20 protein-coding genes are annotated in these 24,715 nt (G+C 73.2%); 11 read left to right on the forward strand and 9 right to left on the reverse strand.

Annotated features, from left to right (window positions below; genetic code table 11):
- The first annotated feature begins 63 nt into the window (after window positions 1–63).
- The 4 genes from HD596_RS36300 to HD596_RS36315 are packed head-to-tail and all read left to right on the forward strand — an operon-like array spanning window position 64 to window position 4,111.
- Window positions 64–552 (forward strand): (2Fe-2S)-binding protein, encoded by a 489-nt coding sequence (locus tag HD596_RS36300; protein ID WP_185074011.1) that lies wholly within the window; start codon window positions 64–66, stop codon window positions 550–552.
- A complete protein-coding gene (locus tag HD596_RS36305; protein WP_185074012.1) occupies window positions 549–1,517 on the forward strand; it encodes an FAD binding domain-containing protein in 969 nt (322 codons plus the stop codon). Before HD596_RS36300 ends, HD596_RS36305 begins: the two co-directional genes overlap by 4 nt.
- The gene (locus HD596_RS36310) at window positions 1,514–3,544 is read left to right on the forward strand and encodes a xanthine dehydrogenase family protein molybdopterin-binding subunit (RefSeq protein ID WP_185074013.1); all 2,031 of its coding nucleotides are present in this window, start codon (window positions 1,514–1,516) and stop codon (window positions 3,542–3,544) included. Before HD596_RS36305 ends, HD596_RS36310 begins: the two co-directional genes overlap by 4 nt.
- Before the next feature lie 51 nt (window positions 3,545–3,595).
- Window positions 3,596–4,111, forward strand: a complete 516-nt coding sequence (locus HD596_RS36315; protein WP_185074014.1) for a DUF6328 family protein — start codon at window positions 3,596–3,598, stop codon at window positions 4,109–4,111.
- On the opposite strand, the gene HD596_RS36320 is transcribed toward HD596_RS36315, so the two are convergent.
- The 7 genes from HD596_RS36320 to HD596_RS36350 form a co-directional block, all read right to left on the reverse strand.
- Window positions 4,060–4,389: a cation:proton antiporter gene (locus HD596_RS36320; RefSeq protein ID WP_185074015.1), complete on the reverse strand. Its 330-nt coding sequence runs from the start codon at window positions 4,387–4,389 to the stop codon at window positions 4,060–4,062. The genes HD596_RS36315 and HD596_RS36320 overlap by 52 nt on opposite strands.
- Complete coding sequence (locus tag HD596_RS36325) at window positions 4,386–4,646, reverse strand: MrpF/PhaF family protein (RefSeq protein ID WP_185074016.1); 261 nt, start codon at window positions 4,644–4,646, stop codon at window positions 4,386–4,388. Before HD596_RS36325 ends, HD596_RS36320 begins: the two co-directional genes overlap by 4 nt.
- Window positions 4,643–5,146: a Na+/H+ antiporter subunit E gene (locus HD596_RS36330; RefSeq protein ID WP_185074017.1), complete on the reverse strand. Its 504-nt coding sequence runs from the start codon at window positions 5,144–5,146 to the stop codon at window positions 4,643–4,645. The genes HD596_RS36325 and HD596_RS36330 overlap by 4 nt, the downstream gene beginning before the upstream one ends.
- Window positions 5,143–6,693 (reverse strand): Na+/H+ antiporter subunit D, encoded by a 1,551-nt coding sequence (locus HD596_RS36335; RefSeq protein WP_185074018.1) that lies wholly within the window; start codon window positions 6,691–6,693, stop codon window positions 5,143–5,145. Before HD596_RS36335 ends, HD596_RS36330 begins: the two co-directional genes overlap by 4 nt.
- A gap of 45 nt (window positions 6,694–6,738) precedes the next feature.
- Complete coding sequence (locus tag HD596_RS36340) at window positions 6,739–7,548, reverse strand: Na(+)/H(+) antiporter subunit C (protein WP_313045723.1); 810 nt, start codon at window positions 7,546–7,548, stop codon at window positions 6,739–6,741.
- Entirely contained in the window at window positions 7,545–10,283 is a 2,739-nt protein-coding gene (locus tag HD596_RS36345) for a Na+/H+ antiporter subunit A (RefSeq protein WP_185074019.1), read from the reverse strand. Before HD596_RS36345 ends, HD596_RS36340 begins: the two co-directional genes overlap by 4 nt.
- Before the next feature lie 136 nt (window positions 10,284–10,419).
- Window positions 10,420–11,826 carry an alpha/beta hydrolase gene (locus HD596_RS36350; RefSeq protein WP_185074020.1) on the reverse strand — a complete coding sequence of 469 codons (1,407 nt, stop codon included), beginning with the start codon at window positions 11,824–11,826 and terminating at the stop codon, window positions 10,420–10,422.
- 306 nt (window positions 11,827–12,132) lie between these two features.
- Here HD596_RS36350 and HD596_RS36355 point away from each other — a divergent pair, with 306 nt between their 5' ends.
- From HD596_RS36355 to HD596_RS36365, 3 genes are read left to right on the forward strand one after another with little or no spacing between them, the layout of a single operon-like run.
- The gene (locus tag HD596_RS36355) at window positions 12,133–13,740 is read left to right on the forward strand and encodes a TIGR02677 family protein (protein WP_221519673.1); all 1,608 of its coding nucleotides are present in this window, start codon (window positions 12,133–12,135) and stop codon (window positions 13,738–13,740) included.
- Entirely contained in the window at window positions 13,737–14,945 is a 1,209-nt protein-coding gene (locus HD596_RS36360) for a TIGR02678 family protein (protein WP_185074021.1), read from the forward strand. The genes HD596_RS36355 and HD596_RS36360 overlap by 4 nt, the downstream gene beginning before the upstream one ends.
- A complete protein-coding gene (locus tag HD596_RS36365; protein WP_185074022.1) occupies window positions 14,942–19,063 on the forward strand; it encodes a TIGR02680 family protein in 4,122 nt (1,373 codons plus the stop codon). Before HD596_RS36360 ends, HD596_RS36365 begins: the two co-directional genes overlap by 4 nt.
- Here HD596_RS36365 and HD596_RS36370 read toward each other — a convergent pair whose 3' ends face one another.
- Window positions 19,064–19,996 (reverse strand): carbohydrate kinase family protein, encoded by a 933-nt coding sequence (locus HD596_RS36370; protein ID WP_185074023.1) that lies wholly within the window; start codon window positions 19,994–19,996, stop codon window positions 19,064–19,066.
- Window positions 19,997–20,143: 147 nt separating this feature from the next.
- Here HD596_RS36370 and HD596_RS36375 point away from each other — a divergent pair, with 147 nt between their 5' ends.
- Genes HD596_RS36375 through HD596_RS36390 form a run of 4 tightly spaced genes read left to right on the forward strand, consistent with a single transcriptional unit; the run spans window position 20,144 to window position 23,953 of the window.
- A complete protein-coding gene (locus tag HD596_RS36375) occupies window positions 20,144–21,136 on the forward strand; it encodes a sugar ABC transporter substrate-binding protein (RefSeq protein ID WP_185074024.1) in 993 nt (330 codons plus the stop codon).
- A gap of 10 nt (window positions 21,137–21,146) precedes the next feature.
- Window positions 21,147–22,109, forward strand: coding sequence for an ABC transporter permease (locus tag HD596_RS36380; RefSeq protein ID WP_221519674.1), 963 nt, complete (start codon window positions 21,147–21,149; stop codon window positions 22,107–22,109).
- Window positions 22,106–22,918: an ATP-binding cassette domain-containing protein gene (locus HD596_RS36385; protein ID WP_185074026.1), complete on the forward strand. Its 813-nt coding sequence runs from the start codon at window positions 22,106–22,108 to the stop codon at window positions 22,916–22,918. The genes HD596_RS36380 and HD596_RS36385 overlap by 4 nt, the downstream gene beginning before the upstream one ends.
- Window positions 22,919–22,942: 24 nt before the next feature.
- Window positions 22,943–23,953 carry a LacI family DNA-binding transcriptional regulator gene (locus HD596_RS36390; RefSeq protein WP_246555090.1) on the forward strand — a complete coding sequence of 337 codons (1,011 nt, stop codon included), beginning with the start codon at window positions 22,943–22,945 and terminating at the stop codon, window positions 23,951–23,953.
- On the opposite strand, the gene HD596_RS36395 is transcribed toward HD596_RS36390, so the two are convergent.
- Window positions 23,954–24,682: an SDR family NAD(P)-dependent oxidoreductase gene (locus tag HD596_RS36395; RefSeq protein ID WP_185074028.1), complete on the reverse strand. Its 729-nt coding sequence runs from the start codon at window positions 24,680–24,682 to the stop codon at window positions 23,954–23,956.
- Between the last annotated feature and the right edge of the window lie 33 nt (window positions 24,683–24,715).

Consider the following 24,715-nt stretch of genomic DNA (forward strand, 5'->3'; position numbering starts at 1 on the left):
CCGCTGGGCCGCGCTTTACCGCCCCCAAGGTTGGCTCGTCTGGAGGCCGGGTAGTCGTGCGCCATGAACATCACCCTGAAGGTGAACGGATCGTCACACTCCGTGCGCGTGGACCCCCGGATGTCGCTGCTCGACCTGCTCCGCGAACGGCTGGGGCTGATCGGCGCCAAGAAGGGCTGCGACCACGGCCAGTGCGGGGCCTGCACGGTCCTGATCGACGGCCGGCGGGCCAACTCCTGCCTGGCGCTGGCGGTGGCGACGGACGGCTCGGAGATCGTCACCGTGGAGGGGCTGATGGAGGGTGACGAGCTGCATCCGCTGCAGGCCGCGTTCATCGAGCACGACGCCTTCCAGTGCGGCTACTGCACGCCGGGGCAGCTCTGTTCGGCGGTGGGGATGCTGGGCGAGCCGGGCCCGAGCGCGGTCACCGGCGATCTCCGCGAGGACCCCGGCCTGACGCCGGAGGAGATCAGGGAGCGCATGAGCGGCAACCTGTGCCGGTGCGGCGCCTATGTCAACATCGTCAGCGCCATCGCCGAGGTCGCGCCGTGAAACTCTTCGAATACGCCCGGGCGGGCAGCGCGGCGGACGCGGTGCGCACGTTCGGGCCGGGCGCCATGTACCTGGGCGGCGGCACCAACCTGGTGGACCTCATGCGGCTGGGCGTGGCCGAGCCGGACCGCCTGGTGGACGTCGGCAAGCTGCCGCTGGACGCCATCGAGCAGACCGGCGACCGGCTCCGCATCGGCGCCGCCGTGCGCAACAGCGATCTGGCGGCCCACCCCCTGGTCCGCTCCCGCTACCCGATGCTGGCCCGGGCGGTGCTGTCCGGCGCCTCCGGCCAGGTGCGCAACATGGCCACGACGGCCGGCAACCTGCTGCAGCGCACCCGCTGCCCGTACTTCCAGGACGTGACCCGGCCGTGCAACAAGCGCCAGCCCGGCTCCGGCTGCCCGGCCATCGAGGGCGACCACACGAACCTGGCGATCCTCGGCACCTCGCACGCCTGCGTGGCCACCCACCCGTCGGACATGGCGGTCGCGCTGGCCGCGCTGGAGGCCGAGGTGCACGTCACCGGCCAGGGCGGTGACAAGATCGTTCCGATGCCGGGGCTGCACCGGCTGCCGGGCGACGCGCCCGAGCGGGACACCGTGCTGGAGCCGGGCGACCTCATCACCGCCGTGGAGCTGCCCGCGCCGCCGCCGGGCGCCTCGCTCTACCGCAAGGTACGCGAGCGGGCGTCGTTCGCCTTCGCCCTGGTGTCCATCGCCGCCGTGCTCGACGTCCGCGACGGCACCGTCGCCGGCTGCCGCATCGCGCTCGGCGGCGTGGCCCACGCGCCCTGGCGGGCCGAACGCGCCGAGCAGGTCCTCGTCGGCGGCCCGGCGACCGGTGAGGCGTTCCGCACCGCCGCCGAGGCCGAGCTGGAACGGGCCCGCCCGCTCCCGCGCAACGACTTCAAGGTGCCGCTGGCCCGCAACCTGATCGTCCGCACGCTTGAGGAGCTGACGCCGTGAATCGCGTCGAGGGCCGCGTCAAGGTCGCCGGGCTGGCCACGTACGCCGCCGAATACCCGGTCGAGGGCGTCACCTACGCCTATCCCGTGCAGTCGCGGATCGCCAAGGGCCGCATCAGGCGCATCGACGGCCGCGACGCGCTCGCCATGCCCGGCGTGCTGGCCGTGCTGTCCAGCGAGGACCCGCCCCGGCTGGGCCCGGCCGCCGAGGGCGAGCTGGCGTTGTTCCAGAGCCGCGAGGTCGCCTACCGCGGCCAGTTCGTGGCCGCCGCCGTGGCCGACACCTACGAGAACGCCCGGGCCGCCGCCGACGCGATCGTCGTCGAGTACGACCAGGACCTCCACGACGTGGCCCTGCGCGCCGACCACCCCAACCTCTACCAGCCGGAGACCGTCAACCCCGGCTTCCCGTCCGACACCGTGAAGGGCGACGTCGAAGCCGGACTCAACGCGGCCGAGACCGTCGTCGACGTGACCTACACGACCCCCGTCCTGCACAACAACCCGATGGAGCCGCACGCCGCCCTGGCGGTGTGGGACGGCGAGGGCAGGCTCCTGCTGTACGACACCACGCAGGGCACGTCCTCGAGCCGCGACCTCATCGCCCGGACCCTCGGCCTGCCCGCCGAGCAGGTGCGGGTGGTGTCCCGGCACGTCGGCGGCGGCTTCGGCTCGAAAGGCACCTCCCGGCCGCAGGCCGTGCTGGCCGCCCTGGCCGCCAGGGCCGTCGGCCGGCCCGTCAAGGTCGTGCTGACCCGGCAGCAGATGTTCGACGTCACCGGCTACCGCACGCCCACGATCCAGCGGCTGCGGCTCGGCGCGGACGCCGACGGCCGGCTCACGGCGCTGGAGCACGTGGCCTACGAGCAGAGCTCGACGCTGGTGGAGTTCGCCGAGCAGACCGCGACCCCGACCCGCATCATGTACGCCACGCCCGCGATGCGCACGGCGCACCGGCTGGTCCGGCTGGACGTCGCCACCCCGTCGTGGATGCGCGCCCCGGGCGAGTGCCCCGGCATGTACGCGCTGGAGTCCGCCATGGACGAGCTGGCCTGCGCCACCGGCATCGACCCCATCGAGCTGCGCGTCCGCAACGAGCCGGAGACGGAGCCGGACAGCGGCCTGCCGTTCAGCTCCCGCAACCTGGTCGCCTGCCTGCGCGAGGGCGCCCGCCTCTTCGGCTGGGACCGGCGCGACCCCGAGCCGGGGCGCCACCGGGAGGGCGAGTGGCTGATCGGCACCGGCGTGGCCGCCTCCACCTACCCGGCCAAGCGCCGGCCGTCGAAGGCGGTCGTCACCATGCGGGAGGGCGACTTCCTCGTCCAGGTGGCCGCCGCCGACATCGGCACGGGCGCGCGTACTGCGCTGGCCGGGATCGCGGCCGGCGCGCTGGGCGTCGCGCCCGAGCGGGTGCGCGTCGAGCTGGGCGACAGCGACCTGCCGGACGCCCCGCTCGCGGGCGGCTCCATGGGCACGGCCTCGTGGGGCTCGGCGATCGTACGCGCCTGCGAGCACCTCAAGGTGAACGGCTCGGTGGGCCGCGCCGACACCACCGAGGAGGTCGCGCGGGACGCGGAGCTGTCCAGGCACGCCTTCGGCGCCCAGTTCGCCGAGGTGCGGGTCAACTCCGTGACGGGCGAGCTACGGGTCTCGCGCCTGCTCGGCGTCTTCGCCGCGGGCCGCATCCTGGACGCCAAGCTGGCCAGGTCGCAGTTCGTCGGGGGCATGACGATGGGCATGGGGATGGCGTTGATGGAGGAGACGTACACCGACGAGGAGTTCGGCGGCTTCCTCCGGCGCGACCTGGCCCAGTATCACGTGCCCGCCTGCGCCGACGTGGAGCGGATCGAGGCGGTCTGGCTGGAGGAGGAGGACGGCGACCTCAACCCCATGGGCAGCAAGGGCATCGGCGAGATCGGCATCGTCGGCACGGCCGCCGCCGTCGGCAACGCCGTGTACCACGCCATCGGCCACCGCGTACGCGATCTGCCCATCACCCCGGCCAAGATCCTGCGGGCGAGGTTTTAGCGCGCCCCGCGAAGGAAGGAGAAAGCTCTTGTTTCCGAAGCGGGAGGCGGCGTGAAGAACGAGTCGGACCAGGAGCGCGCGGACCGGAACTTCGTGGAGCTCTTACAGGGTGCGCGCGTGGCGGTGACCGGGGTGCAGGTGCTGTTCGCGTTCCTGCTCACCGTGCCCTTTTCGACCGGTTTCAGCAAGCTGGACCAGCCCGACCGGTGGCTGTTCTACCTGGCGCTGGTCAGCGCGGCGGTCGCGTCCATCTGCTACATCGCGCCGACCGCCCAGCACCGCGTGCTGTTCCGGCAGGGGCGCAAGGAGACCCTGGTACGGCGCTCCAACCTCTACGGCATCGTGGGCGCGCTCGCGCTGGCCGTGTCCATGGCGACGGCCACCATGCTCGTGATCGACTACCTGTTCGGCCCCGCGCTGGGCTGGACCACCGGCGGGATCCTGGCCGCGCTGGCCCTGTGGACCTGGTTCGGCCAGGCGGCGCTCAACCGCTCGGACGATCAGACCCCCGACGATCATTCCTCCGAGGGGAGCTCGGTGTCGTCGTCCTCGCGCTCGCGCGAGTAGGCGCCCCGCCCCACCATGTACGCCGCGACCGACACGGTGATCACCTGGGAGATGCCCGCCAGCAGCAGCGGGCCGGCGTTCGCCCAGGTGGGCCGGTGCAGCCACATGGCCAGCAGCACCAGCAGCACGCCGAGCACCTGCGGTTTGGTGCCGGCGTGCATGCGGTCCAGCGTGGTGCGGAAGCGGACGAGCCCGGCCCCGGCCGACAGCGCCAGCGCCGCGCCCAGCAGCAGGCAGGCCGCCGCCGCGATGTCGAGCCACACGTCGAGCCGGCTCATCGGGACCTCCCCGAGAAGAAGCGGGCCAGCGACACCGACCCGACGAACCCCAGCAGCGACAGCACCAGCAGGATCGGCAGGTCCGAATAGTCGTCCCTGACCACGGCGAACGCCCCGACGCCGCACATGCACAGCGACGTCATCACGTCGACCGCGACCGCCCGGTCCAGCATCGTGGGACCGCGCGCCACCCGGTAGAGCGTGGCCGCCGCCGCGCATCCGAGCAGCCCCAGCGTCACGAGGTAGACCACGGTCACGGCAGCTCCTCCCGGTCCCCCAGGGTGCCGAACGCCGCCACGATGCGCGCCTCCAGCGCGGCCACGTCCGCCCGCACCGCCTCGGTGACGTCTCCCGGCCGCCCCAGCACGTGCAGGACCAGCTCACGCTCCTCGGGGTAGGCCTCCACGACGAGGCTGCCGGGCACGCTCGACAGCGCGACCATGATCATCACGGTCATGGACTCCGACGACGTGCGCAGCCGTACCCGGACGATCTGGGTGGGCGGCACGCCGGGCCGCACCACCCAGACCACCACCCGCACGGTCGAGACCACCATGTCCCGGCCGAACCAGAGCAGGAAGTCCACCAGCGCCACCGGGCGGAGCCTGATGCCGGGGTCGAGGACGGGCAGCGGCAGCAGCCACGTCACCACCAGCGCGACCGCCAGGCCGCCCAGCACGTCGCCGGCCGACAGCTCGCCCTGCAACGTCACCCAGACCACCGCCAGCCAGGCGATCAGCGCCAGCCGCGGCTTCACGGCCGCCCCCCGAGCACGGCCGTGACGTACGGCTCGCGGGCCATCAGCTCGGCGGCGGCCCGGTGCGTGAACGCCGACAGCGGCCCGGCCAGCACCGTGAACGACAGCCCCATCGCGACCAGCGCCGCCACCGCCGCCGTCAGCGCCCCCGGGACGGCCGTCGTCGTGACGGTCGGGTCCTCGCCGGTGTACTCCTCGCTCTCCACGACCGTGCCCGCCCGCACGGCCCGCGGGCCGCGCCAGAACGCCTTGCTCCACGTCTGGGCCACGGCGTACAGGGTGAGCAGGCTCGTCACCAGGCCCCCGGCCACGAGGGCGACGGGCAGCGGGCGGCCATCGGCCAGGCCCGCCTGCACCAGCATCAGCTTGCCGAGGAAGCCGGACATGGGCGGGATACCCGACAGGTTCATGGCGGGCACGAAGAACAGCACGGCCAGCAGCGGCGCGGTCGTCATCAGGCCGCCGAGCCCGTTCACCGAGGTGGTGCCGGTGCGCCGCTCCACCAGCCCGGTCACCAGGAACAGGGTCGTCTGCACGGTGATGTGGTGCACCACGTAGAAGATCGCCCCGGCCAGCCCGGCCACCGTGGACAGGCCGACGCCGAACACCATGTAGCCGATATGGCTGACCAGCGTGAACGAGAGCATGCGCTTGAGGTCGGTCTGCGCGACCGCGCCCAGCACGCCCGTCAGCATCGTGGCCAGCGCCACCCACATGAGCAGCGTCGCCACCGGCCCGCCGGGGAACAGCAGCGCCTCCAGGCGCACGATCGAGTAGACGCCGACCTTGGTCAGCAGGCCGGCGAACACGGCCGTGGCCGGGGCGGGCGCGGTGGGATAGGAGTCCGGCAGCCAGGCCGACATGGGGAAGATCGCCGCCTTGATGCCGAACGCCAGCAGCAGCGTCAGCTCCACCAGCAGCGCCACCTGCCCGGGCAACGTGGGGAACCGCTCGGCGAGCTGGGCCATCGACAGCGTCCCGGTGGCCGCGTACGTGACGCCCAGCGCGATCAGGAACAGCATCGACGAGGCCAGGGCCATCAGCGTGTACGTGGCGCCCGCCCGGATCCTGGACTCGGTGCCGCCGAAGGTGAGCAGCACGTACGAGCCGCTCAGCAGCAGCTCGAACGCCACGTACAGGTTGAACAGGTCGCCCGACAGGAACGCGTCGGCGACGCCGGCCACCATGACCAGGAACGCCGGATGGAAGATCGCCATGGGGGCGTCGTGCTCCTGCGCGTCGTAGGCGTTGGCGACCGAGTACACCATGACGCAGAACGTCACCGCCGACGACACCAGCAGCACCAGCGTGGACAGGCGGTCGGCCACCAGGCAGATGCCGACGGGCGCCGGCCAGCCGCCCAGCTCGGTGACCAGCGGGCCGCGGGTGTCGGCGGCGACCAGCAGCAGCGCCGAGACGACGACCGAGACGGCCAGGGTGACCAGGCTGATGACCGACTGCAGCCGGCGCAGCCGCCCGCCGATCGCCAGCTTCACGCCGGCGGCCAGCAGCGGCAGCAGCACGGGCACGCAGATCAGCCTCTCCACCGGGTCAGTCCTCGCCTTCCAGCTCGGGCACGCGGCTCCTCATGGTCAGTCCTCGCCCTCCAGTTCCGGGTCCTGTGCGAGGGCCTGCCGCTCCCGCTCCTCCCGGATGGCCGCCCGCATCTGCCTGCGCGCCTCCCGCTGCCGTGCCTTGAGCTTCCTCCGCATCGCCCGCTCCCTGGCCGCCTGCTCCTCCCGGCCGCGCGCGTGCTGCTCGCGCAGCTGCTCGATGCGCTCGGCGTTGTCCAGGGCGGCCGCGTCCTCGCGCCGCCCCGCCTCCTCGAAGCGCAGGTGCACCTCCTCCTCGGTCAGCCCCTCCCGCCGCCGCTCGTGCATCCACCGTTCGAGCTCGTCGTGCACCCTGGAGATGCGCTGCTCCAGGTCGGCCTCCTGCAGCCGCTCGCGTTCGGCCTGCTCGGCCGCGAGCTTGGCCAGCTCGGCGCGCTGCTCGGCGACCAGCCGCCGGTAGGCGTCCCGCCGGGCGCGCACCGCGTCGCTCAGCTCCCCGCGCCGGGCGCGCAGCCGTACGCGGCGGTCCTCGGTGTCGTCCTGGACCTCGTCGCTCCCGGACAGCTGCCACGACCGGTGCGCCAGGGCCAGCAGGAACGCCGTCACCCCCAGGGTGATCACGATCGCGGTGAGCACCATGGCCTGCGGCAGCGGGTCGGCCCGCCCGCGCACGTCCACGAAGGGCGGCCCGCCCGGGTCGCCGCCCGCGGTGACGATCAGCAGGTTGACGCCGTTGCCCAGGAGGACGACGCCGGCCAGCACCCGCACCAGGCTCCGCTCCAGCAGGAGCGTGACCCCGGTGGCGACCATCGCGAAGCAGGCCAGGAAGGGCATCAGGGTGACGGTCACGTGCTCTCCTGCCGGTCCAGCTCGGCGCCGAGGGAGCGCAGGATGTCCTGGACCATGCCGACGACGGACACGTACACGCCGAGGTCGAACAGCAGCCCCGTGGACAGGTGCAGGTGCCCGGCCAGCGGCACGCTCACGTCCACGGCCAGCAGGTCCAGCGCCGCCCGCCCGAACAGCAGCCCGATCAGCGCCGTCCCCGCCGACAGCGTGAGCCCGGCGCCCATGAGCACCCCGGCGTGCACCGGGACGGCGGCGGCCAGCTCGTTCCGGCCGCCCGCCAGGTAGCGCACGGTGATCGCCAGCCCGGCCACGATGCCGCCGGCGAACCCGCCGCCGACCTCGCTGTGCCCGATGAACAGCAGGAACACCGACAGCACCAGGACCGTGTGGAACGTCAGCCGGGCCACCACCTCGAACGCCAGCGCCCGCTGCCCGCGCGGCAGCGTGGCCGACAGCCAGCGGGTGTGCTCGGCGGGCGGCGTCGTGACCGGCTCGATCCGGTACGACCTGCGCCGCAGGAACACCAGGCTCGTCACGCCCAAGGTCAGCACGACGAGCACCGTGCTCTCGCCCATGGTGTCCCAGGCGCGCAGGTCGACGATGAGGGCGCTGACGATGTTCCGGGCGCCGGCCTGCCCGGCGGCCGCCTCCAGGTGCGCCCCGATCGGCTCGGCGGTCCGCGCGCCCATCGCCAGCATGCCCGCGCCCGTGACCAGCACCCCCACGGCCAGCCCGAGCGCCATCCTGAACGGGAACGGCAGCCGCCCCCTGACCGGCCCGAGCGGCAGCCGCCGCAGCACCAGCGCGAACATGACCAGGCTCACCGTCTCGGCCAGGAACTGGGTGAGCGCCAGGTCGGGCGAGCCGTGCGCGAGGAACAGCAGCGCCGTGCCGTACCCGGTCAGGCCGACGACCAGTGCCAGCAGGATGAATGCGCGGGCGAACAGTGCCAGCACGGCCGCTGCCACCATCAGGACGGCGACGACGGGCTGCTCGGGGCGCTGCCACAGGACGACGGGCACGCCGAGGTGGGGCGCGCCGCCGGAGGCGAGGGAGAACACGCCGACGCCGACCGCGGCCAGCAGGGTGAGGGTCAGGTAGTCGGGCACGGATCCGCGCTGGATGAAGCCGGTGAGCTGGATGGCGAAGCGGTCGAGTCGCTGCACGAGCGCCCAGAAGACCTGCCCGGAGTCGACCACGTGCAGTGCCGCCCCCGCCCTGGCCACGGGCTCCCTGGCCAGGAACAGCGCCACCCCGGCCGCCACCGACACCGCCGACAGCAGGAGCGGCAGGGTGAAGCCGCCCCACGCCGCCAGATGAACGTCATGCCCCTTAACGCGAAATGTCCCGATATATCCGGAAAGGGTGGAGGCGAACCGCCCGGCGAACGGCGTCAGGACCAGCCCGAGCGACGACAGCAGCGCGGCAGGCCCGGTCATGGCCGCGATCATGGCCCCGGGCATGCGATGCACCTCCCGCGCCGCCACCCCCGGCTTGTCGCAGAACGCGCCCCACAGGAACCGCAGGGTGTACGCCGCCGTCAACGCCGACCCGGCCACCACGCCCGCCAGCACGACCGGCGCGCCCATGAGCGCCTCCAGCGCGGCCTCCTTGCCCGCGAACCCCGCCAGCGGCGGCAGCCCCGCCATCGACGCCCCCGCCAGCACCGCGACCCCGCACACCCACGGCATCGACCGGCCGACCCCGCTCAGCTCGCGCAGGTCGCGGGTGCCCGCCGCGTGATCGACGATGCCCACCACCAGGAACAGCGCGGCCTTGAACAGCGCGTGCGCCAGCAGCATGCCCGCCCCGGCCAGCGCCGCGCCCCCGTCGCCCGAGCCGAACAGCACCGTGAGGAAGCCGAGCTGGCCGACCGTGCCGTAGGCGAGCAGCCGCTTGAGATCCGTCTCGCGCAGCGCCCGCCACCCGCCCAGCACCATCGTGACCAGGCCGAGCGGCACCGCCACCGCCCGCCAGACCGTCAGGTCCCCGAGCGCGGGGCCGAGCCTGGCCAGCAGGTACACGCCGGCCTTCACCATGGCGGCCGCGTGCAGGTAGGCCGAGACGGGGGTGGGGGCGGCCATGGCGGCCGGCAGCCACATGCTGAACGGGAAGATCGCCGACTTCGACAGCGCGCCGGCCAGGACGAGCACGACGGCGACGGGGGCCACGCGGGGCGGGTGCGCGACGACGTCCGAGACGCGGTACGTGCCCGCGGCCTGACCGAGCAGGACGAACCCCGCCAGCATGGACAGGCCGCCGAACGTGGTGACCATCAGCGCCTTCAAGGCGGCCTGCCTGCTCAGCCTGCTCTCGGGGTCGTACCCGATGAGCAGGTAGGAGAAGGCGGTGGTCAGCTCCCAGAAGACGTACAGCAGGAGCAGGTCGTCGGCCGCCACCAGCCCCAGCATCGACCCGGCGAAGCCCGTCATGAAGCAGCCGTAGCGCCCGAGCCCCGGGTCGTCCCGGGAGAAGTAGCGGGAGCTGTAGATCATGACCAGCGCGCCCACGCCGGTGACCAGCGACATCATCAGCACGCCCAGCGCGTCGGCGCGGAAGGACAGCTCCAGCCCCAGCACGGGCGCCCACTCCACCCTCTCGCGCGGGGGCAGCCACAGCAGCACGGCGAGGAAGGCGATGCCCGGGGGAAGGGCGAGCACGGCCAGGGACGTCCGCCTGACCAGCCAGGGAGCGCACACCGCCGCCACCGCGTGCAGGACCAGCAGCGACTCCATGGGCTCCTCGGGAGGGACTTTTCCGGCTTCGTCCGCCAATCTCTCCCGGCACGGCACGCGCGCCCCGCAGGCGCGACCGTGGTTGACCCGAACGACACCAGTCCCACACCGTGGTGTGGGACTGGGAACCGGTGGACTACGCCTTGACGGAGCAGGCCCCGGGCCGCGGCGGGACGACCGTGATCAGGTAGCGGTCGATCTGCCTCTCCACGCAGCTCGAACCGCCGCTGTACGCGGTGTGCCCGTCGGCGTCGTTGGTCAGCAGCACGCCCTTCGACAGCTGCGCCGCCAGCGCCTTGGCCAGGCCGTACGGCGTGGCCGGGTCGCGGGTCGTGCCCACCACCACGATCGGCGGCGAGCCCTGGGCCCGCACCTTCTTGGCGAACCTGGTGCCCTTGACCGGCCAGTACGGGCAGCGCGACTCGGGGTGGTCGAGGCAGTTGATCGCCATGAGCGCCTCGTACCGGTTGTCGTAGGTGCCGTCGGCCCGCCGGCCGTTGTAGTCGTCGGCGAGCAGCAGCAGCTTCGTGCCGTCGCCCTTGAACGCGTCCGCCAGCGCGACCCGCAGCGTCGGCCAGTAGGCCACCGCGTAGAGGGCGTTCGTGACGCCGGTCCGCGCGACGGCCTCGCTGACCTGCCGGCCGTCGTAGGTGTTGCGCAGCGGCGCCCGGTCGGCCCGCTTGTAGAGCGCCGCCAGCCGCTTCCACGCCGCGCTGACGGAGTGCTGCTTGAACGGGCAGTCCTTGGCCTTGAAGCAGTCGCGCATGAACGACTCGGTCGCCACCTGGAAGCCCTTGGCCTGCGACCGGGCGAACTCCACGCCGGTCTGGTCCGGGTTCTCGGCGCCGTCGAGCACCATGGCGCGGATCCTCGTGGGGAACAGGTCGGCGTACCTGGCGCCGAGGTAGGTGCCGTACGACCAGCCGAGGTACGTCAGCCGCCGCTCGCCCAGCGCGGCCCGCATCACGTCCATGTCCCTGGCGGCCTCGCCGGTGCCGACGTGCGCGAGGAGCTGCTTGCCCGCGTTCTTCGCGCAGGCGCCGGCGAACGCCTTGGCCCACTGCTGGGCCTGCTTGACCTCGGTGCGGTTGTCGGGCGTCGGGTCGGCGGCGAAGAGCGCGTCGAGGCCCAGCGTGCCGAGGCAGCGCACGGGAGCCGAGGCGCCCACGCCGCGCGGGTCGAAGCTGACCACGTCGAACCGCTGCCTGAGGGAAGGGGACACAACGGCCTTGGCGGCCTTCAACGAATCGACGCCGGAGATGCCGGGGCCGCCGAAGTTGAGCACGATCGACCCGATTCTCTTTCCGGTGGCGCGCAACCGGACCAGGCTGATCCTGATCTGCCTGCCGCCGGGCTTCGAATAGTCGAGCGGGACGCGCAATTTCCCGCATTCATATCCGTTGCCGCAGGAGGACCAGGCCACCCGCTGACCGTAATAAGCGTCGAGCCCGCCGGGCCCGGTCGCCCGCGCCGGCCCGGCGAGGCCGGCGGCGGCGATCAAGCCTGCGATGGCGGGCGAAATGATGGTGATTAGACGTCGCATGAATAAAACGTGAATGTGAAAGCTTGCGACGTCCTTTAAGAGCGCTGGAATAGATCGTCTGCAAGTGCGGCGTCCCACCCCATGCGCCGCCCTTCACAAGGTAATCGCATGGTAGCGCTCGGCCGCGGAAACGCGCCGATCCCGCGCCAGGCGGGGGGACATGTCATGCCGAACTCCGCCATTCCGGCGCCCGTTCCCCTGCGAGCGCCGTCCCCTCGGTGATCTGCGCGCAAACCGGGGCCGGGCCGTGGGGGCTTCCCGCTACGGTTGCGCGCGTGGGAATCGTGCGGCGAGGGGAGCGGGGCGATGGCTGAGCCGCCACGGGTGCCGCCGGAGATGTTCCGGTTCGCCACCACCGACCGGGCAGACCTGAACACCGCGGTCCTCTACGCCTTCGGCGAGGCCGGCGAGCGGCTGGAGACGGCGCTCACCGTGGAGGCGGTGCGGGAGCGGCTACGGGCGGTGGGCTGGTACGCGCCGGTCGGCGAGCAGGAGCTGACCGCGACGCTCAGGCAGCTCGCCGGGTGGGGGCTGCTCGACGTCATCTTCAACCACGCCGGGAACTTCGCCACCGCCGAGGAGTACGAGCGCAAGAACCTGCAGTATTCGCTCACCAAGCGCGGCGAGGCCGCCTTCGCCGGCGCGCGGCACGCGATGGCGACGCTGGCCTCTTCCGGAGCGCTCCAGACCGCGGTGCTCGACGCCATCGCCGACCGGCTGCGGGAGCTGGAGTCGCTGCTGCGCGACCCGGATCCCGGCCGCAACCGGCGGATCTTCGCCGGCCTGCGGGAGCTCGAAGGCCACCTCGACGGGCTGCGCGACAACACCAGGCGCTTCAACGGCGAGCTGCAGCGGCTGCTGCGCGTCGAGGGGGCCGACCTCGCCACGTTCCACGAGGTCAAGGGCGCCACCGTGGCCTACCTGCAGGAGTTCGTGAGCAACCTGGAACAGCGCGGCGACACCGTCGCCGCCGCCCTGCGCGCGGTGGCCGGGCACGGGGTCGCCGTGCTGCACGCGCGGGCCCTCGACGGGGCCGACCTGCCGGACGTGCCGGGCACGGACCACGTCACGCCGTGGCTGGCGGCGCGGGCGGCCAGGTGGGAGGACCTGTGCCGGTGGTTCGCGCCCGAGGGCGACTCGGAGGACGGGCCGGACGAGGGGGGAGTGCCCCGGATCCGCCGGCTGCATGACGTGGCGCGGCGGGCCATCGTGTCGCTGCTGCAGGTGCTCGATCGGATCACCGACTCCCGCCGCCGCTCCTCCAGCGCCGCCGCCGACTTCCGCACGCTGGCCCGCTGGTTCGCGGGCGCCCCGAGCGAGGACGACGCCCACCGGCTGTGGGACGCGGCCTTCGGGCTGGGCCCCGCCCGGCACGCGCACCTCGGGCACGCGGACGCGGAGCTGATCCCGGCCGGGGTGCCGTGGCGGGAGGCCGAGCCCGTGGAGGTGTCTGCGCTGCTGCGCTCGCGCGGGCGCACCGAGCGGATGGGCCGCACGGGCAAGGTGCGCGACGTCGCCGCGCTGCGGGCCGAGCGCCGGGAGCGGGCCGGCAAGGAGCGGGCCGAGCTGGAGGCCGCCTGGTCGGCGCTGGCCACCACCGGGGCGACCCGGCTGTCGCAGCTGGGGGAGCTCGACCACGACACGTTCGGGCGCCTGCTCGACCTGCTCGGCAGGGCCCTGGCCGAGCGGCCCGACTCGACCGGGTTCCGGCGGGCCGTGACCTCGGACGGGCGGGTGGAGATCGTGCTGCGGGCCCCGGAGGACGGCGCGGTGGCGGTGCTGCGCACGCCGGAGGGCTGGTTCCGCGGCCCCGACTACCTCATCGACGTGCGCTCGCTGGGGCTCTCCCGGGCCTGTCCCGACGGCGGCGCGGCAGACTCCGCCGCCTGCCGCGAACGGGCGGCGGGCGCATGAGCAGCCTGGCCAACCAGCTCGTCAGGGCCGAGAAGGAGGAGATCGCGCGGGCGATCAGGACCCTGCTCGGCCGGCCGCTCGTGTCCCTGCACGACGACCCCGCCGCCTTCGACCTGATCAGGAAGCGGCGGCAGCCGCTGATCCAGTGGTTCGACTACTTCTGCGGCTGGCGGCTGGTCGTGGAGCCGCGCCAGGGGTACGCCCGCCTCGTCAAGGTCAGATCCGAGGCGAGCGCCACCCGGCCCGCCCGGCGCCGCCGCACCACCAGGGCCCCGTTCGACCGCCGCCGCTACACGCTGCTCTGCCTCTGCGCCGCCGAGCTGCTCACCTCGCCGGTCACCACGATCGGCATGCTCGCCCAGCGCGTGGTCCAGGCCGCCGCCGTGGAGGCGGGGGTGCCCGCGTTCGACCCGGTCAGGAGCGAGGAACGGGCCGCGTTCGTGGACGCGCTCAAACAGCTGGAGCACTACGGCGCGATCACCGCCATGGACGGCGCGACCGACTCCTACCTCGACGACGAGGACGCCAAGGTGCTCTACCGCGTCGACACCACCCGCGTGATCAGGCTCCTGGCCGCCCCGGTGCCCCCGTCCCGCATCGCCGCCGAGGGCGACGTCCCGATGGACCGGGTGCTCGGCACGCTCACCGCCGAGCCCCGTTACGGCGGCGACGAGCCGACCGAGACCCAGCGCAACCTGTGGGCCAGGCACTCCCTCATCCGCCGCCTCCTCGACGAGCCCGTCGTCTACCACGACGAGCTGACCCCCGAGCAGTCGGCCTACGCCGCCTCGCTCGCCGGCCGCCGGATCATCCGCCGCGCCGCGGAGGAGGCGGGGTTCGTGCTGGAGGAACGGGCCGAGGGCTTCCTGCTCATCGACGCCGACGCCACCGCCACGGACACCAGGTTCCCCGACGACGGCAGCCACGCCAAGGTGGCCGCCCTGCTCATGCTCGACCTGCTCGTCTCCTCCGGTCCCGTCCGGGCCGCCCGGGTCGACGCCGAGGCCGCGGAGCTGCTGCGCCGCTTCCCGCAGTGGGCCAAGGCGTACCAGTCCGACGGCGGCGGGCCGCGGCTGGCCGCCGACGCGCTGGAGGTGCTCGAACTGTTCGGGCTGGCCCGCCGTACGGGTGACCGGGTCGCCGCCCTGCCTGCCGCCGCTCGCTACCGGGTCGACCGCGGCACGGCCGTCCAGGAGGATTCATGACAGTCACGGAGATCACCGCCCCCCTTACCGCCGGCACGCGTGCCGCGCAGGGCATGGACGCCCGCTGGGTGCCCGTACGCGCGGGGATCATGAACGTGTGGCGCTACTACGACGAGGTGTTCGAGTTCCACCGGGGCAGGCTGCTGCTGCGCGGGCCCAACGGCAGCGGCAAGTCCAAGGTGCTGGAGCTGCTGCTCCCGTACGTGCTCGACGCCAGCCTCAAGCCGAGCAGGCTGTCCACGTTCGGCGGCACCGAGCGCACCATGCACTGGAACCTCATGGGCGACGGCGCCACCGGCACCACCCGGGTCGGCTACGTGTGGCTGGAGTTCCGGCACGCCGACGGGCGCTGGTTCACGTGCGGCGCCCGGCTCCAGGCCACCGTCCACACCAAGAACGTCACCGCCGCGTACTTCACGACCGAGGCCCGCGTCGACGCCCCCGACGGCATCCGGCTCACCGGCGAGGGCGGCCAGCCCCTGACCAAGGCCCAGCTCGCCGAGGAGCTCGGCACGTCGGGCAAGGTCCACGAGTCCGCCGACGCCTACCGCGCCGTCGTGCGCCAGACGCTCTACCGGGCGCTCAACGAGCAGCGCTACGACTCGCTCCTCACCGCCCTGCGCCAGCTGCGCACCCCCAAGCTCTCCGAACGCCTCGACCCGGGTCTGCTGTCCGACCTGCTGTCGAGCGCCCTGCCGCCGCTCGGCGAGGGGGAGATCCACGAGATCGCCGAGGGGTTCGAGCGGCTCGACCGGCAGCGCGAGGAGCTGCGCCTGCTCGACCGCGACGTGGAGGAGGCCGACCGGCTGGCCGGCCGCCAGCGCGGCTACGCGCAGCGCGTCCTGCGCGCCGCCGCGGCGGCGGTGACGTCCGCGGGCCACACCCTCGACTCGCTGGCGGCCGAGGTCAGGGCCAAGCGCGAGGCGCTCAAGGAGGCCGAGGGCGAGCTGAACGCCACGACCGTGCGGCTGGGGGAGGAGGAGGCGCAGGAGCTGGCGCTGGCGGCGCAGATCGAGGGGCTCAAGGAGAGCGAGGCGTATCGGGCGGGCTCGGAGCTGCACCGGCTCCGCATGGAGGCGCAGGCCGCCCACGAGACCGCCGCCCTGCTCCGCGACCAGGCGGGGGCGGCGGCCCGCTCGGCCGCCGCCAGGCAGGAGCTGTCGGTGCTGGCCGAGGCAGCCGCCCGCACCGCCGCCGCGCTGTCGGAACGTTCCAGGACGGAGGCCCGCCACGCGGCCGAACGCGCCGGGCTGCTGGCCGCCCACGAGGAGTCCGAGCGGGCCGGATCCGAGCGGGCCGGATCCGAGCGGGCCGGATTCGACAGGGCCGGATCCGGACAGGAGCCGGACGAGGGCGACCAGGGCGTCCGCGCCGCCGACGGCGCGGGTGCCGTGCACCGGGCGCGGGAGCTGCTGCGGGCCGCCGTCACCAGCCGCGCCGCCCAGATCCGCGAGGTACGCGCCGGAGCCGTCGAGCACCAGGAGGCCATCAACCGCCGCACCGCGGCCGAGCAGGACCGCGACCGCGCCCGCGACGACCTCGCCGCCGCCCAGGCCGCCCACGACGAGGCCGAGCGCCTGCGCGACGAGCGGGCCGCCAACCTCGCCGCCGCCCTGTCCGAATGGGCGGCCGGCTGCGCGCAGCTCAAACTCGACGCGGACGACCTGGCGGGCCTGGCGGAGCGGTTCGAGCAGGCCGACGAGCTGGTGGGCGCCGCCCGTACGACGGCGGCCGTCAAGCTGGCCGCTCGCGAGCAGCACCTGACCGGCCTGCGCGACAAGCTGCTGGCCGAGCGCGGCGAGCTGACCCGCGAACGCGAACGCCTCAACGACCGGGCCGTCCTCGACCCGCCCGCCACGCACGCTCGCGACATGGCCGCCAGGCAGGGACGCCCGGGGGCCCCGCTGTGGCGGGCGGTGGCGTTCAGGCCGGGCCTCGACCCGGTCGCCCAGGCGGGCGTGGAGGCGGCGCTGGAGGCCGCGGGCCTGCTGGACCTGTGGCTGCGCCCGGACGGCGGGTTCGACGCGGGCGAGCACGACGCGTTCGCCGTGGCCGCGCTGGCCAGGCCCGCGCCCGGCTACAGCCTGGCCCACGTGCTGCTCACGGAGGCGGACTCCCCGGTCAAGGCCGACACCGTGCTGGCGGGCATCGCGTTCGCGCCCAGCGCGATCGGCGTCGACCACCCCGCGGTCGTCGGCGCCGACGGCACCTGGCGGCTCGGACCCGCCGCGGGCCGCTGGGTCAAGCCCGAACCTTCCTACATCGGCGCCACCGCCCGCGAGCGCGCCAGGCGCCGCCGCGTCGCCGAGCTGGACGACCGGCTCGGCGAGCTCGCGGGCACGGTCGCCGAGTGCGACCACCTGCTCGCCGTGGTCGACGCCGACCGCGACACGCTGGCCGCCGAGCTGCGGCGCCGGCCCGACCGGCGGCCGTACGCGGAGGCGCTCGACGCGCTCGACGGGGCGGTGAAGAAGGTCGCGCTGCTGGAGGACCAGCACCGGGCCTACGAGCAGCGCCTGCACGACCGGGAGAAGGAGGTCGGCAGGACGCTGCGGCGCCTCACCGAGCTGGCGGCCGGCCACGCCCTGCCCACCGCGCCGGCCGCGCTCGACAACCTCGAAGAGGCCCTGCGCACCGCCGAGACGACCGGCACCGCCTGGCACGACCGGCGCGCCGACGCCCGCGCCGCCGCGGAGCGCGCCCAGCACGCCGCCGAGACCGCCGCCGAGTACCAGGACCTCGCCGTCAGGGCCGTCGAACGCGCCGAGGACGCCGCGGCGGGCGCCGTCACGCTGGCGGAGAAGCTCGCGGCCGTCGAGTCCACGGTCGGCGCCGAGCACCTGCGCGTGCTGGACCGGCTCCAGGAGACGCAGGCCGCCTACCTGACCTGCCGCCGCCTCATCCGCTCGGTCAACGACGACCTGGCCCGGCTGCACGCCCGGCTCGGCGAGCTCAGGGGCGAGCTGGGCACCGCCGAGGACAAGCACGCCGAGGCGGGGCGGGTGCGGGACGAGGTGTCCGAACGCTTCCGCGCCCTGGCGGCCGGGCATCTGGCGGCGGACGCGGGGGTGACGGTCGAGCTGGCGCGCGACGCCGGGGCGCGGGCCGTGCTGGCCTCGGCCAGGTCCGTCGCCGAGCAGCTCGCGGCGGTGCCGTACGAGCAGAAGAACGTCAAGGAGGCGGAGGCGCGGCTGCTGGACGCCTTCCACCACGCCAGGGAGGTCCTCGCCGACCGGGCGGACCTGGAGCTGACGCCCGACGAGGACGTCCAGCTGCTGACCGCCACCGTCGCCGGCGTCCGGTCGGGGGTCGCCGCCCTCAGCGAGGCGCTGCGCGAGGAGCGCGACGAGCGGCGCTCGGACATCACGGAGGCGGAGCGGGACCTGTTCGACCGGACGCTGGCCGGTGACACGCGACGGCACCTCGCCGACCGCATCAGGCAGGCGACCGCGCTGGTGGAGAGCATGAACCAGCGCCTCGAACGCGTCCGCACCGCCTCCCGGGTGGCCGTCCGCCTGGTCTGGCAGGTCGATCCCACGCAGCCGCCCGGCACCCGGGCCGCCCGCGACCTGCTGCTGCGCGACCCGGCCGGGCTGGACGAGGCCGACAGGGAGGCCCTGTACGTCTTCTTCAGGGACCGGGTGGAGGAGGCCCGGGCCGACAACTCGTCGGCGAGCTGGGAGGACCAGCTCATGAAGGTGCTCGACTACACGGCCTGGCACCGGTTCGTGGTCAGGCTGGACCGCGGCGACGGGCAGGGCTGGCAGGACCTCACCAGGAAGCTGCACGGGGCGCTGTCCGGCGGGGAGAAGGCGATCGCGCTGCACCTGCCGCTGTTCGCCGCGGTGGCCGCGCACTACCAGAGCGACCCGGGCTGTCCCCGGTTCATCCTGCTGGACGAGGTGTTCGTGGGGGTGGACCGGACGAACCGGGGGCAGGTGTTCGACCTGCTGGTGAACCTGGGGCTGGACCTGGTGCTCACGTCCGACCACGAGTGGTGCGAATACCGCGAGCTCGACGGGATCGCCGTCCACCAGCTCATCACCGGCGACGGGGACGACGCGGTGACGACCGCCCGCTTCGTCTGGAACGGCTACCGTACGGTCCCGACGGACTGATCACACGGTCCAGGGCGGGTTGGCGCCGGCGACCGAGCACGTCAGCGCCGCCACCCTCACCGCGAACTCGGCCGCCTCCACCGCCGTCCCGAGATCCAGGCCGTCCAGGCGGCCGCCCAGCAGGTCCTTGGCGGCGAGGCTGTGCAGGAGGCCCGCCGTGAAGGAGTCGCCCGCGCCGACCGTGTCCACCACGTCCACCTGCGGCGCCGGCACCGACGCGCGCTCGCCGTCCAGGGAGACCAGCGCGCCCGCCGCGCCCCTCGTGACGACGATCAGCCGGGCGCCGGCGGCGTGCCAGGTGTCGCAGGCACGTTCCACCGGCACGCCGGGCAGCAGGAAGTCCAGGTCGTCCGCGCTGAGCTTGAGGATGTCGGTCCATTCGCACCAGCGCGACACCGGGTAGTCGGCCAGGGAGGCGAGGCTGGGGCGGACGTTCGGGTCGACCGAGATCGTGGCGCGCCCGGCGGCCTCCCGCGCGAACGCCTCCACCGCCGTCCGGCCCGGCTCCCTGGCCAGGGCGAGCGAGCCGGTGTGCAGGCAGGCGACCGGGCCGAGGCGGTCCAGGTCCAGCTCGTCCGCGGTCCACTGCCAGTCGGCGGTGCCGTCGGCGTAGAAGGTGTACTCGGCCTGGCCGCCGGCGTCGAGGGCGGCGACGGCGAGCGTGCTGGGCTCCCTGGCGTCGACGGAGGCCGACAGGTCCACGCCCGAGGAGGTGAGGTGGCGGCGGAACAGCTCGCCGAACACGTCGCCGGAGACGCGGCCGAGGAAGCGCGTGGGGGTGCCGAGCCGGGCCAGCGCCACCGCCGTGTTCGCGGGCCCGCCACCTGGCAGCACCCGCAACCCCAGCTCAATCGCCTCTCCACCGTTCTCGGCCGAGGCGGGGGAGAGGGTGGTGAAGCCGTCGGCGACGCACTCGCCCAGGACAGCGATCATCGGGCCTGCCTTTCAGGCACGTTGCCGATTTGTTACGGCATGGGGGCATTGACGTTTCTCGAATGGGAGTCCATCATCGCAGCACAGCGGATGTCAACGTTGACATATGTCAACGATGACATCGGGTCCCCCTGATAGGAACCGCCCATGAATGCAAAGATTTCGGCCGGACTCCTGGTCACCGCCCTTCTCGTCACCGGATGTGGCGGTGGGGGCGGAGGCAGCGGGCAGAGCGCCTCCGCGACGCCCAAGGTCGGCCTCATCACCAAGACCGAGACGAACCCGTTCTTCGTGAAGATGAAGGAGGGCGCCCAGAAGTCGGCCCAGGCCAACGGCATGGAGCTGATGACCGCCGCCGGCAAGTTCGACGGCGACAACGCCTCCCAGATCACGGCCATCGAGAACATGGTCGCCGCCGGTGTGAAGGGCATCCTCATCACGCCGAGCGACACCAAGGCCATCGTGCCCGCCGTCAAGAAGGCCCGCGACGCCGGCGTGCTCGTCATCGCCCTGGACACGCCGACCGACCCGCAGGACGCCACGGACGCGCTGTTCGCCACCGACAACCTCAAGGCCGGCGAGCTGATCGGCCAGTACGCCAAGGCCGCCATGGCCGGCAAGCCCGCCAAGATCGCCACCCTCGACCTGGCCCCCGGCATCACCGTCGGCCAGCTCCGGCACGACGGCTTCCTGAAGGGGTACGGGATCGCGGAGGGCGACCCGTCCATCGTCTGCTCCCAGGACACCAGGGGCGACCAGGCCAAGGGCCAGACCGCCATGGAGAACTGCCTGCAGAAGGCCCCCGACATCAACCTCGTCTACACGATCAACGAGCCCGCGGCGCTGGGCGCGTACACGGCACTGAAGGCCAAGGGCCGCGAGAAGGACGTGCTGATCGTCTCCGTGGACGGCGGCTGCACCGGAACCAAGGCCGTGAAGTCCGGCGAGATCGCCGCCACGAGCCAGCAGTACCCGCTGAAGATGGCCGAGGACGGCGTCAAGGCGGTCTCGGAGTTCGCCAAGACCGGCAAGAAGGCCTCCGGCTACACCGACACCGGCGTCACCCTGATCACCGACAAGTCCGTCTCCGGCGTCGAGGCCAAGGACACGGCCTTCGGCCTGGCGAACTGCTGGGGCTGACATGGCCGTCATGGAAGCGACGCTGCCGCGCCGCCTGATCTCGACGCCCGTCGCGGGCCCCCTGGCCGCGCTCGTCCTGGCCTGCGCGTTCTTCGCGCTCAGGACCGACCAGTTCCTCACCGGCCCGAACTTCTCGCTGATCATCCAGCAGGTCATGGTGGTCGGCACGCTGGCCATCGGCCAGACGCTGATCATCCTGACCGCGGGCATCGACCTGTCCAACGGCGCGATCATGGCGTTCGGCGGCATCGTGATGACCAAGCTGGCCGTGGACAGCGGCCTGCCGCCGGTCGTCGCGATCGTCGCCGGGCTCGCCGTCTGCTCGCTGTTCGGTCTGGTCAACGGGTTGCTGGTGACGCGGATCTCGTTGCCGCCGTTCATCGTGACGCTCGGCATGCTGAACGTGGTCTTCGCCCTGACCCACATCTACTCCAACGAGCAGACGGTCACGGACCTGCCGCCGGCGCTGACGTTCCTCGGCCAGACGTTCCAGGTCGGGCAGACGAACGTCACCTACGGCTCGCTGCTGACGATCCTGCTGTTCCTGCTGTTCGCGTACCTGCTCGGCTCCACGGCGTGGGGCCGCCACGTGTACGCGCTCGGCAACAGCCCCGAGGTGGCCCGCCTGACCGGCATCAGGACGCGCCGGCTGACCATCGGCGTCTACACGCTGGCCGGCTTCGTGTACGGCATCGCCGCCCTGCTGCTGGTCTCGCGCACCGGAGTGGGCGACCCCCAGGCCGGCCAGACCGACAACCTGGACAGCATCACCGCGGTCGTCCTGGGCGGGACGAGCCTGTTCGGCGGCCGCGGCCTGGTGATCGGCACGCTGGTCGGAGCGCTCATCGTCGGGGTGTTCCGCAACGGGCTGCAGCTGATGGGCGTACCGTCGATCTATCAGACGCTCATCACCGGCATCCTGGTGATCCTCGCCGTCGCCGTCGACCAGCTCTCCCGCAGGAGGAACCGATGACGACCCCCGTGCTCCAGGCCCGCGGCCTGGTGAAGCGGTACGGCCACGTGACCGCGCTCGACGGCGCCGACTTCGACCTGATGCCCGGCGAGGTGCTCGCCGTCATCGGCGACAACGGCGCCGGCAAGACCAGCCTCATCAAGGCGCTCACGGGCGCGCTCCAGCCCGACACCGGCGAGATCCTGCTCGACGGCAAGCCGGTGCGCTTCCGCGACCCGCTGGAGGCGCGCCGGCAGGGCATCGAGACCGTCTACCAGGACCTCGCGGTGGCGGCCTCGCTCGACATCGCCACGAACATGTTCCTCGGCCGCGAGATCCGCAAGCCCGGCATCCTCGGCAGCGTCTTCCGCATGCTCGACAAGAAGCGCATGCGCGAGGAGTCCGCCCGGCACATGGCCGAGCTCAAGATCGGGCTGCGCTCGCTCACCCAGCCGGTCGAGTCGCTGTCCGGCGGGCAGCGGCAGGGCGTGGCCGTGGCCAGGGCGGTGGCGTGGGCCACACACGTCGTGGTCATGGACGAGCCCACCGCCGCGCTCGGCGTCAAGGAGTCCGGCCAGGTGCTCGACATGATCAAGCGGGTCCGCGACGGGGGCACGCCGGTCGTGCTGATCAGCCACAACATGCCGCACGTGTTCGAGATCGCCGACCGCATCCACGTCCAGCGCCTCGGCCGCCGGGTCGCCCAGATCAAGCCGGGCGACCACAGCATGGCCGAGGTGGTGGCCATCATGACCGGCGCACTCCAGGTCTCCGAAGGCAAGGCGGTGGTGGCGGACCAGGGCGCGGCGGAGGCCATCGGGTTGTCCTGATGAGCGGCCACTAACATGGGCGCAATGCGGCGTCCGACGATGACAGATGTGGCGCGTGAGGTCGGCGTCACGGCGAAGACGGTCTCGCGGGTGCTCAACGACGACGGCCCGGTCGCCGTCGAGACCCGCGAGCGCGTCATGGAGGCCGTCAGGAAGCTGGGCTACCAGCCCAACCTGATGGCCCGCAACATGCGGGTCGGCGCGCGCGACGCCGCGATCGGCCTGGTCATCCCCGAGATGGGCAACCCGTTCTTCGGCACCGTCGCGGGCGGCATCGAGAGCGCCGTGCGCGCCCGCGGCCTCACCCTCATCGTCGGCAACTCCAGCGAGACCGCCGACCTGGAGCAGTCGCTGATCGCGACGTTCCTGGCCCGCCGGGTGAGCGCGCTCATGGTGGTCCCCTCGGCCACCAGCGACCACCGCCACCTGCGCAACGAACGCGTGGCGGGCCTGCCCATCGTCTTCCTCGACCGCCCGGCCGTCAGCCTGACCGCCGACAGCGTGGTCAGCGCCAACCGGGAGGGCGCCAGGGCCGGCGTCGCCCACCTGATCGCCCACGGCCACCGCAGGATCGGCTTCGTCGGCGACGTGCCCGCCGCCCTCTACACGCGCCGCGAACGCTTCCAGGGCTACCGCGACGCGCTCGAAGGCGCGGGGCTGCCGTTCGACCGGGCCCTGGTGGAGACCGGCCACGACCAGGAGGCCGCGGCGCGGGCCACGATGCGGCTGTTAGCCCTCGACGATCCGCCGACCGCCCTGTTCGCGGGCAACAACCTGGCCTCCACGGGCGCGGTGGTGGCGCTGTCGCGGGCCCGCCGCAAGGACGTGGCGCTGGTCGGCTTCGACGACCTGCCCCTGGCCGAGTGCCTGGACCCGCCGCTGACGGTCGTGGCCCAGGACCCGGCGCGGATGGGGGCCGCGGCGGCCGAGCTGGTGCTGGCGCGGCTGGACGGCGACCGCTCCAAGGCCCGCAGGACGCTGGTGCCCACCCGGCTGGTCGTCCGGGGTTCGGGCGAGCTGCCCGCTCCCAGGTAGTCAGCGGGGGTAGGCGCCGCCGTCCAGGCTGAGGACCTGGCTGGTCAGATAGCCGTTACGCAGGACGGCCAGGGCCAGGTCGGCGACCTCCTCCGGACGCCCGAAGCGGCCGACCGGGAGGTGGCTCGGGCTCGCCGTGACCGGGAGCATCGCGGTGTCCTCGATCAGGGCGGGGGCCAGGGCGTTGACGGTCACGCCGTGCGAGGCCACGCGGGCGGCCAGGAAGTGGAGCATGCCGTGCAGGGCCGCCTTGGACGCGGCATAGTGCGGGCCGACGATGCCGCCGGTGAAGGCCGCGATCGACGACATGAACAGCACCCGCCCGTACCCCCGCGCCGCCATCCCCGGCAGCGCCTGCTGCGCCAGCAGGAACGGCGCGCGCAGGTTGACCGCCATCGTGCGGTCCCACGTCACCGCGTCCACCGCCGTGTACTCCTGCTGGATGGCGTAGCCGGCGTTGGAGATCAGCAGGTCGACGGGGCCGAGCGCGTCGGCCGTGGCGCGCAGCAGGGCGACCGGGACCTGCGGGTCGGCCAGGTCGCCCGGCAGCGCGATCGCGTCCACGCCCGCGGCCCGCGCCCGCGCCACCAGGTCGTCGGCGTGCTCGGAGCGGGTGCCGTACGTGAAGGCGGTCCTGACTCCCGCGGCGATGAGGCGGCGTCCGATCGCCTGCCCGATGCCGCCCGACGCGCCGGTCAGCAGGGCCACGCGGCCAGTGAGTTGGGTCATGTCACCCAATCTTCCCCGTGATACAGACGTTGA

The organism is Nonomuraea jabiensis (genome assembly GCF_014204795.1).
Classification (GTDB): Bacteria; Actinomycetota; Actinomycetes; order Streptosporangiales; family Streptosporangiaceae; genus Nonomuraea; species Nonomuraea jabiensis.

Coding starts and splice junctions, on each gene's coding strand:
- HD596_RS36300 (WP_185074011.1), top strand. CDS start 64: ATGAACATCACCCTGAAGGTGAACGGATCGTCACACTCCGTGCGCGTG.
- HD596_RS36320 (WP_185074015.1), bottom strand. CDS start 4,389: ATGAGCCGGCTCGACGTGTGGCTCGACATCGCGGCGGCGGCCTGCCTG.
- HD596_RS36345 (WP_185074019.1), bottom strand. CDS start 10,283: ATGGAGTCGCTGCTGGTCCTGCACGCGGTGGCGGCGGTGTGCGCTCCC.
- HD596_RS36350 (WP_185074020.1), bottom strand. CDS start 11,826: ATGCGACGTCTAATCACCATCATTTCGCCCGCCATCGCAGGCTTGATC.
- HD596_RS36355 (WP_221519673.1), top strand. CDS start 12,133: ATGGCTGAGCCGCCACGGGTGCCGCCGGAGATGTTCCGGTTCGCCACC.
- HD596_RS36360 (WP_185074021.1), top strand. CDS start 13,737: ATGAGCAGCCTGGCCAACCAGCTCGTCAGGGCCGAGAAGGAGGAGATC.
- HD596_RS36365 (WP_185074022.1), top strand. CDS start 14,942: ATGACAGTCACGGAGATCACCGCCCCCCTTACCGCCGGCACGCGTGCC.
- HD596_RS36370 (WP_185074023.1), bottom strand. CDS start 19,996: ATGATCGCTGTCCTGGGCGAGTGCGTCGCCGACGGCTTCACCACCCTC.
- HD596_RS36375 (WP_185074024.1), top strand. CDS start 20,144: ATGAATGCAAAGATTTCGGCCGGACTCCTGGTCACCGCCCTTCTCGTC.
- HD596_RS36380 (WP_221519674.1), top strand. CDS start 21,147: ATGGAAGCGACGCTGCCGCGCCGCCTGATCTCGACGCCCGTCGCGGGC.
- HD596_RS36385 (WP_185074026.1), top strand. CDS start 22,106: ATGACGACCCCCGTGCTCCAGGCCCGCGGCCTGGTGAAGCGGTACGGC.
- HD596_RS36390 (WP_246555090.1), top strand. CDS start 22,943: ATGCGGCGTCCGACGATGACAGATGTGGCGCGTGAGGTCGGCGTCACG.
- HD596_RS36395 (WP_185074028.1), bottom strand. CDS start 24,682: ATGACCCAACTCACTGGCCGCGTGGCCCTGCTGACCGGCGCGTCGGGC.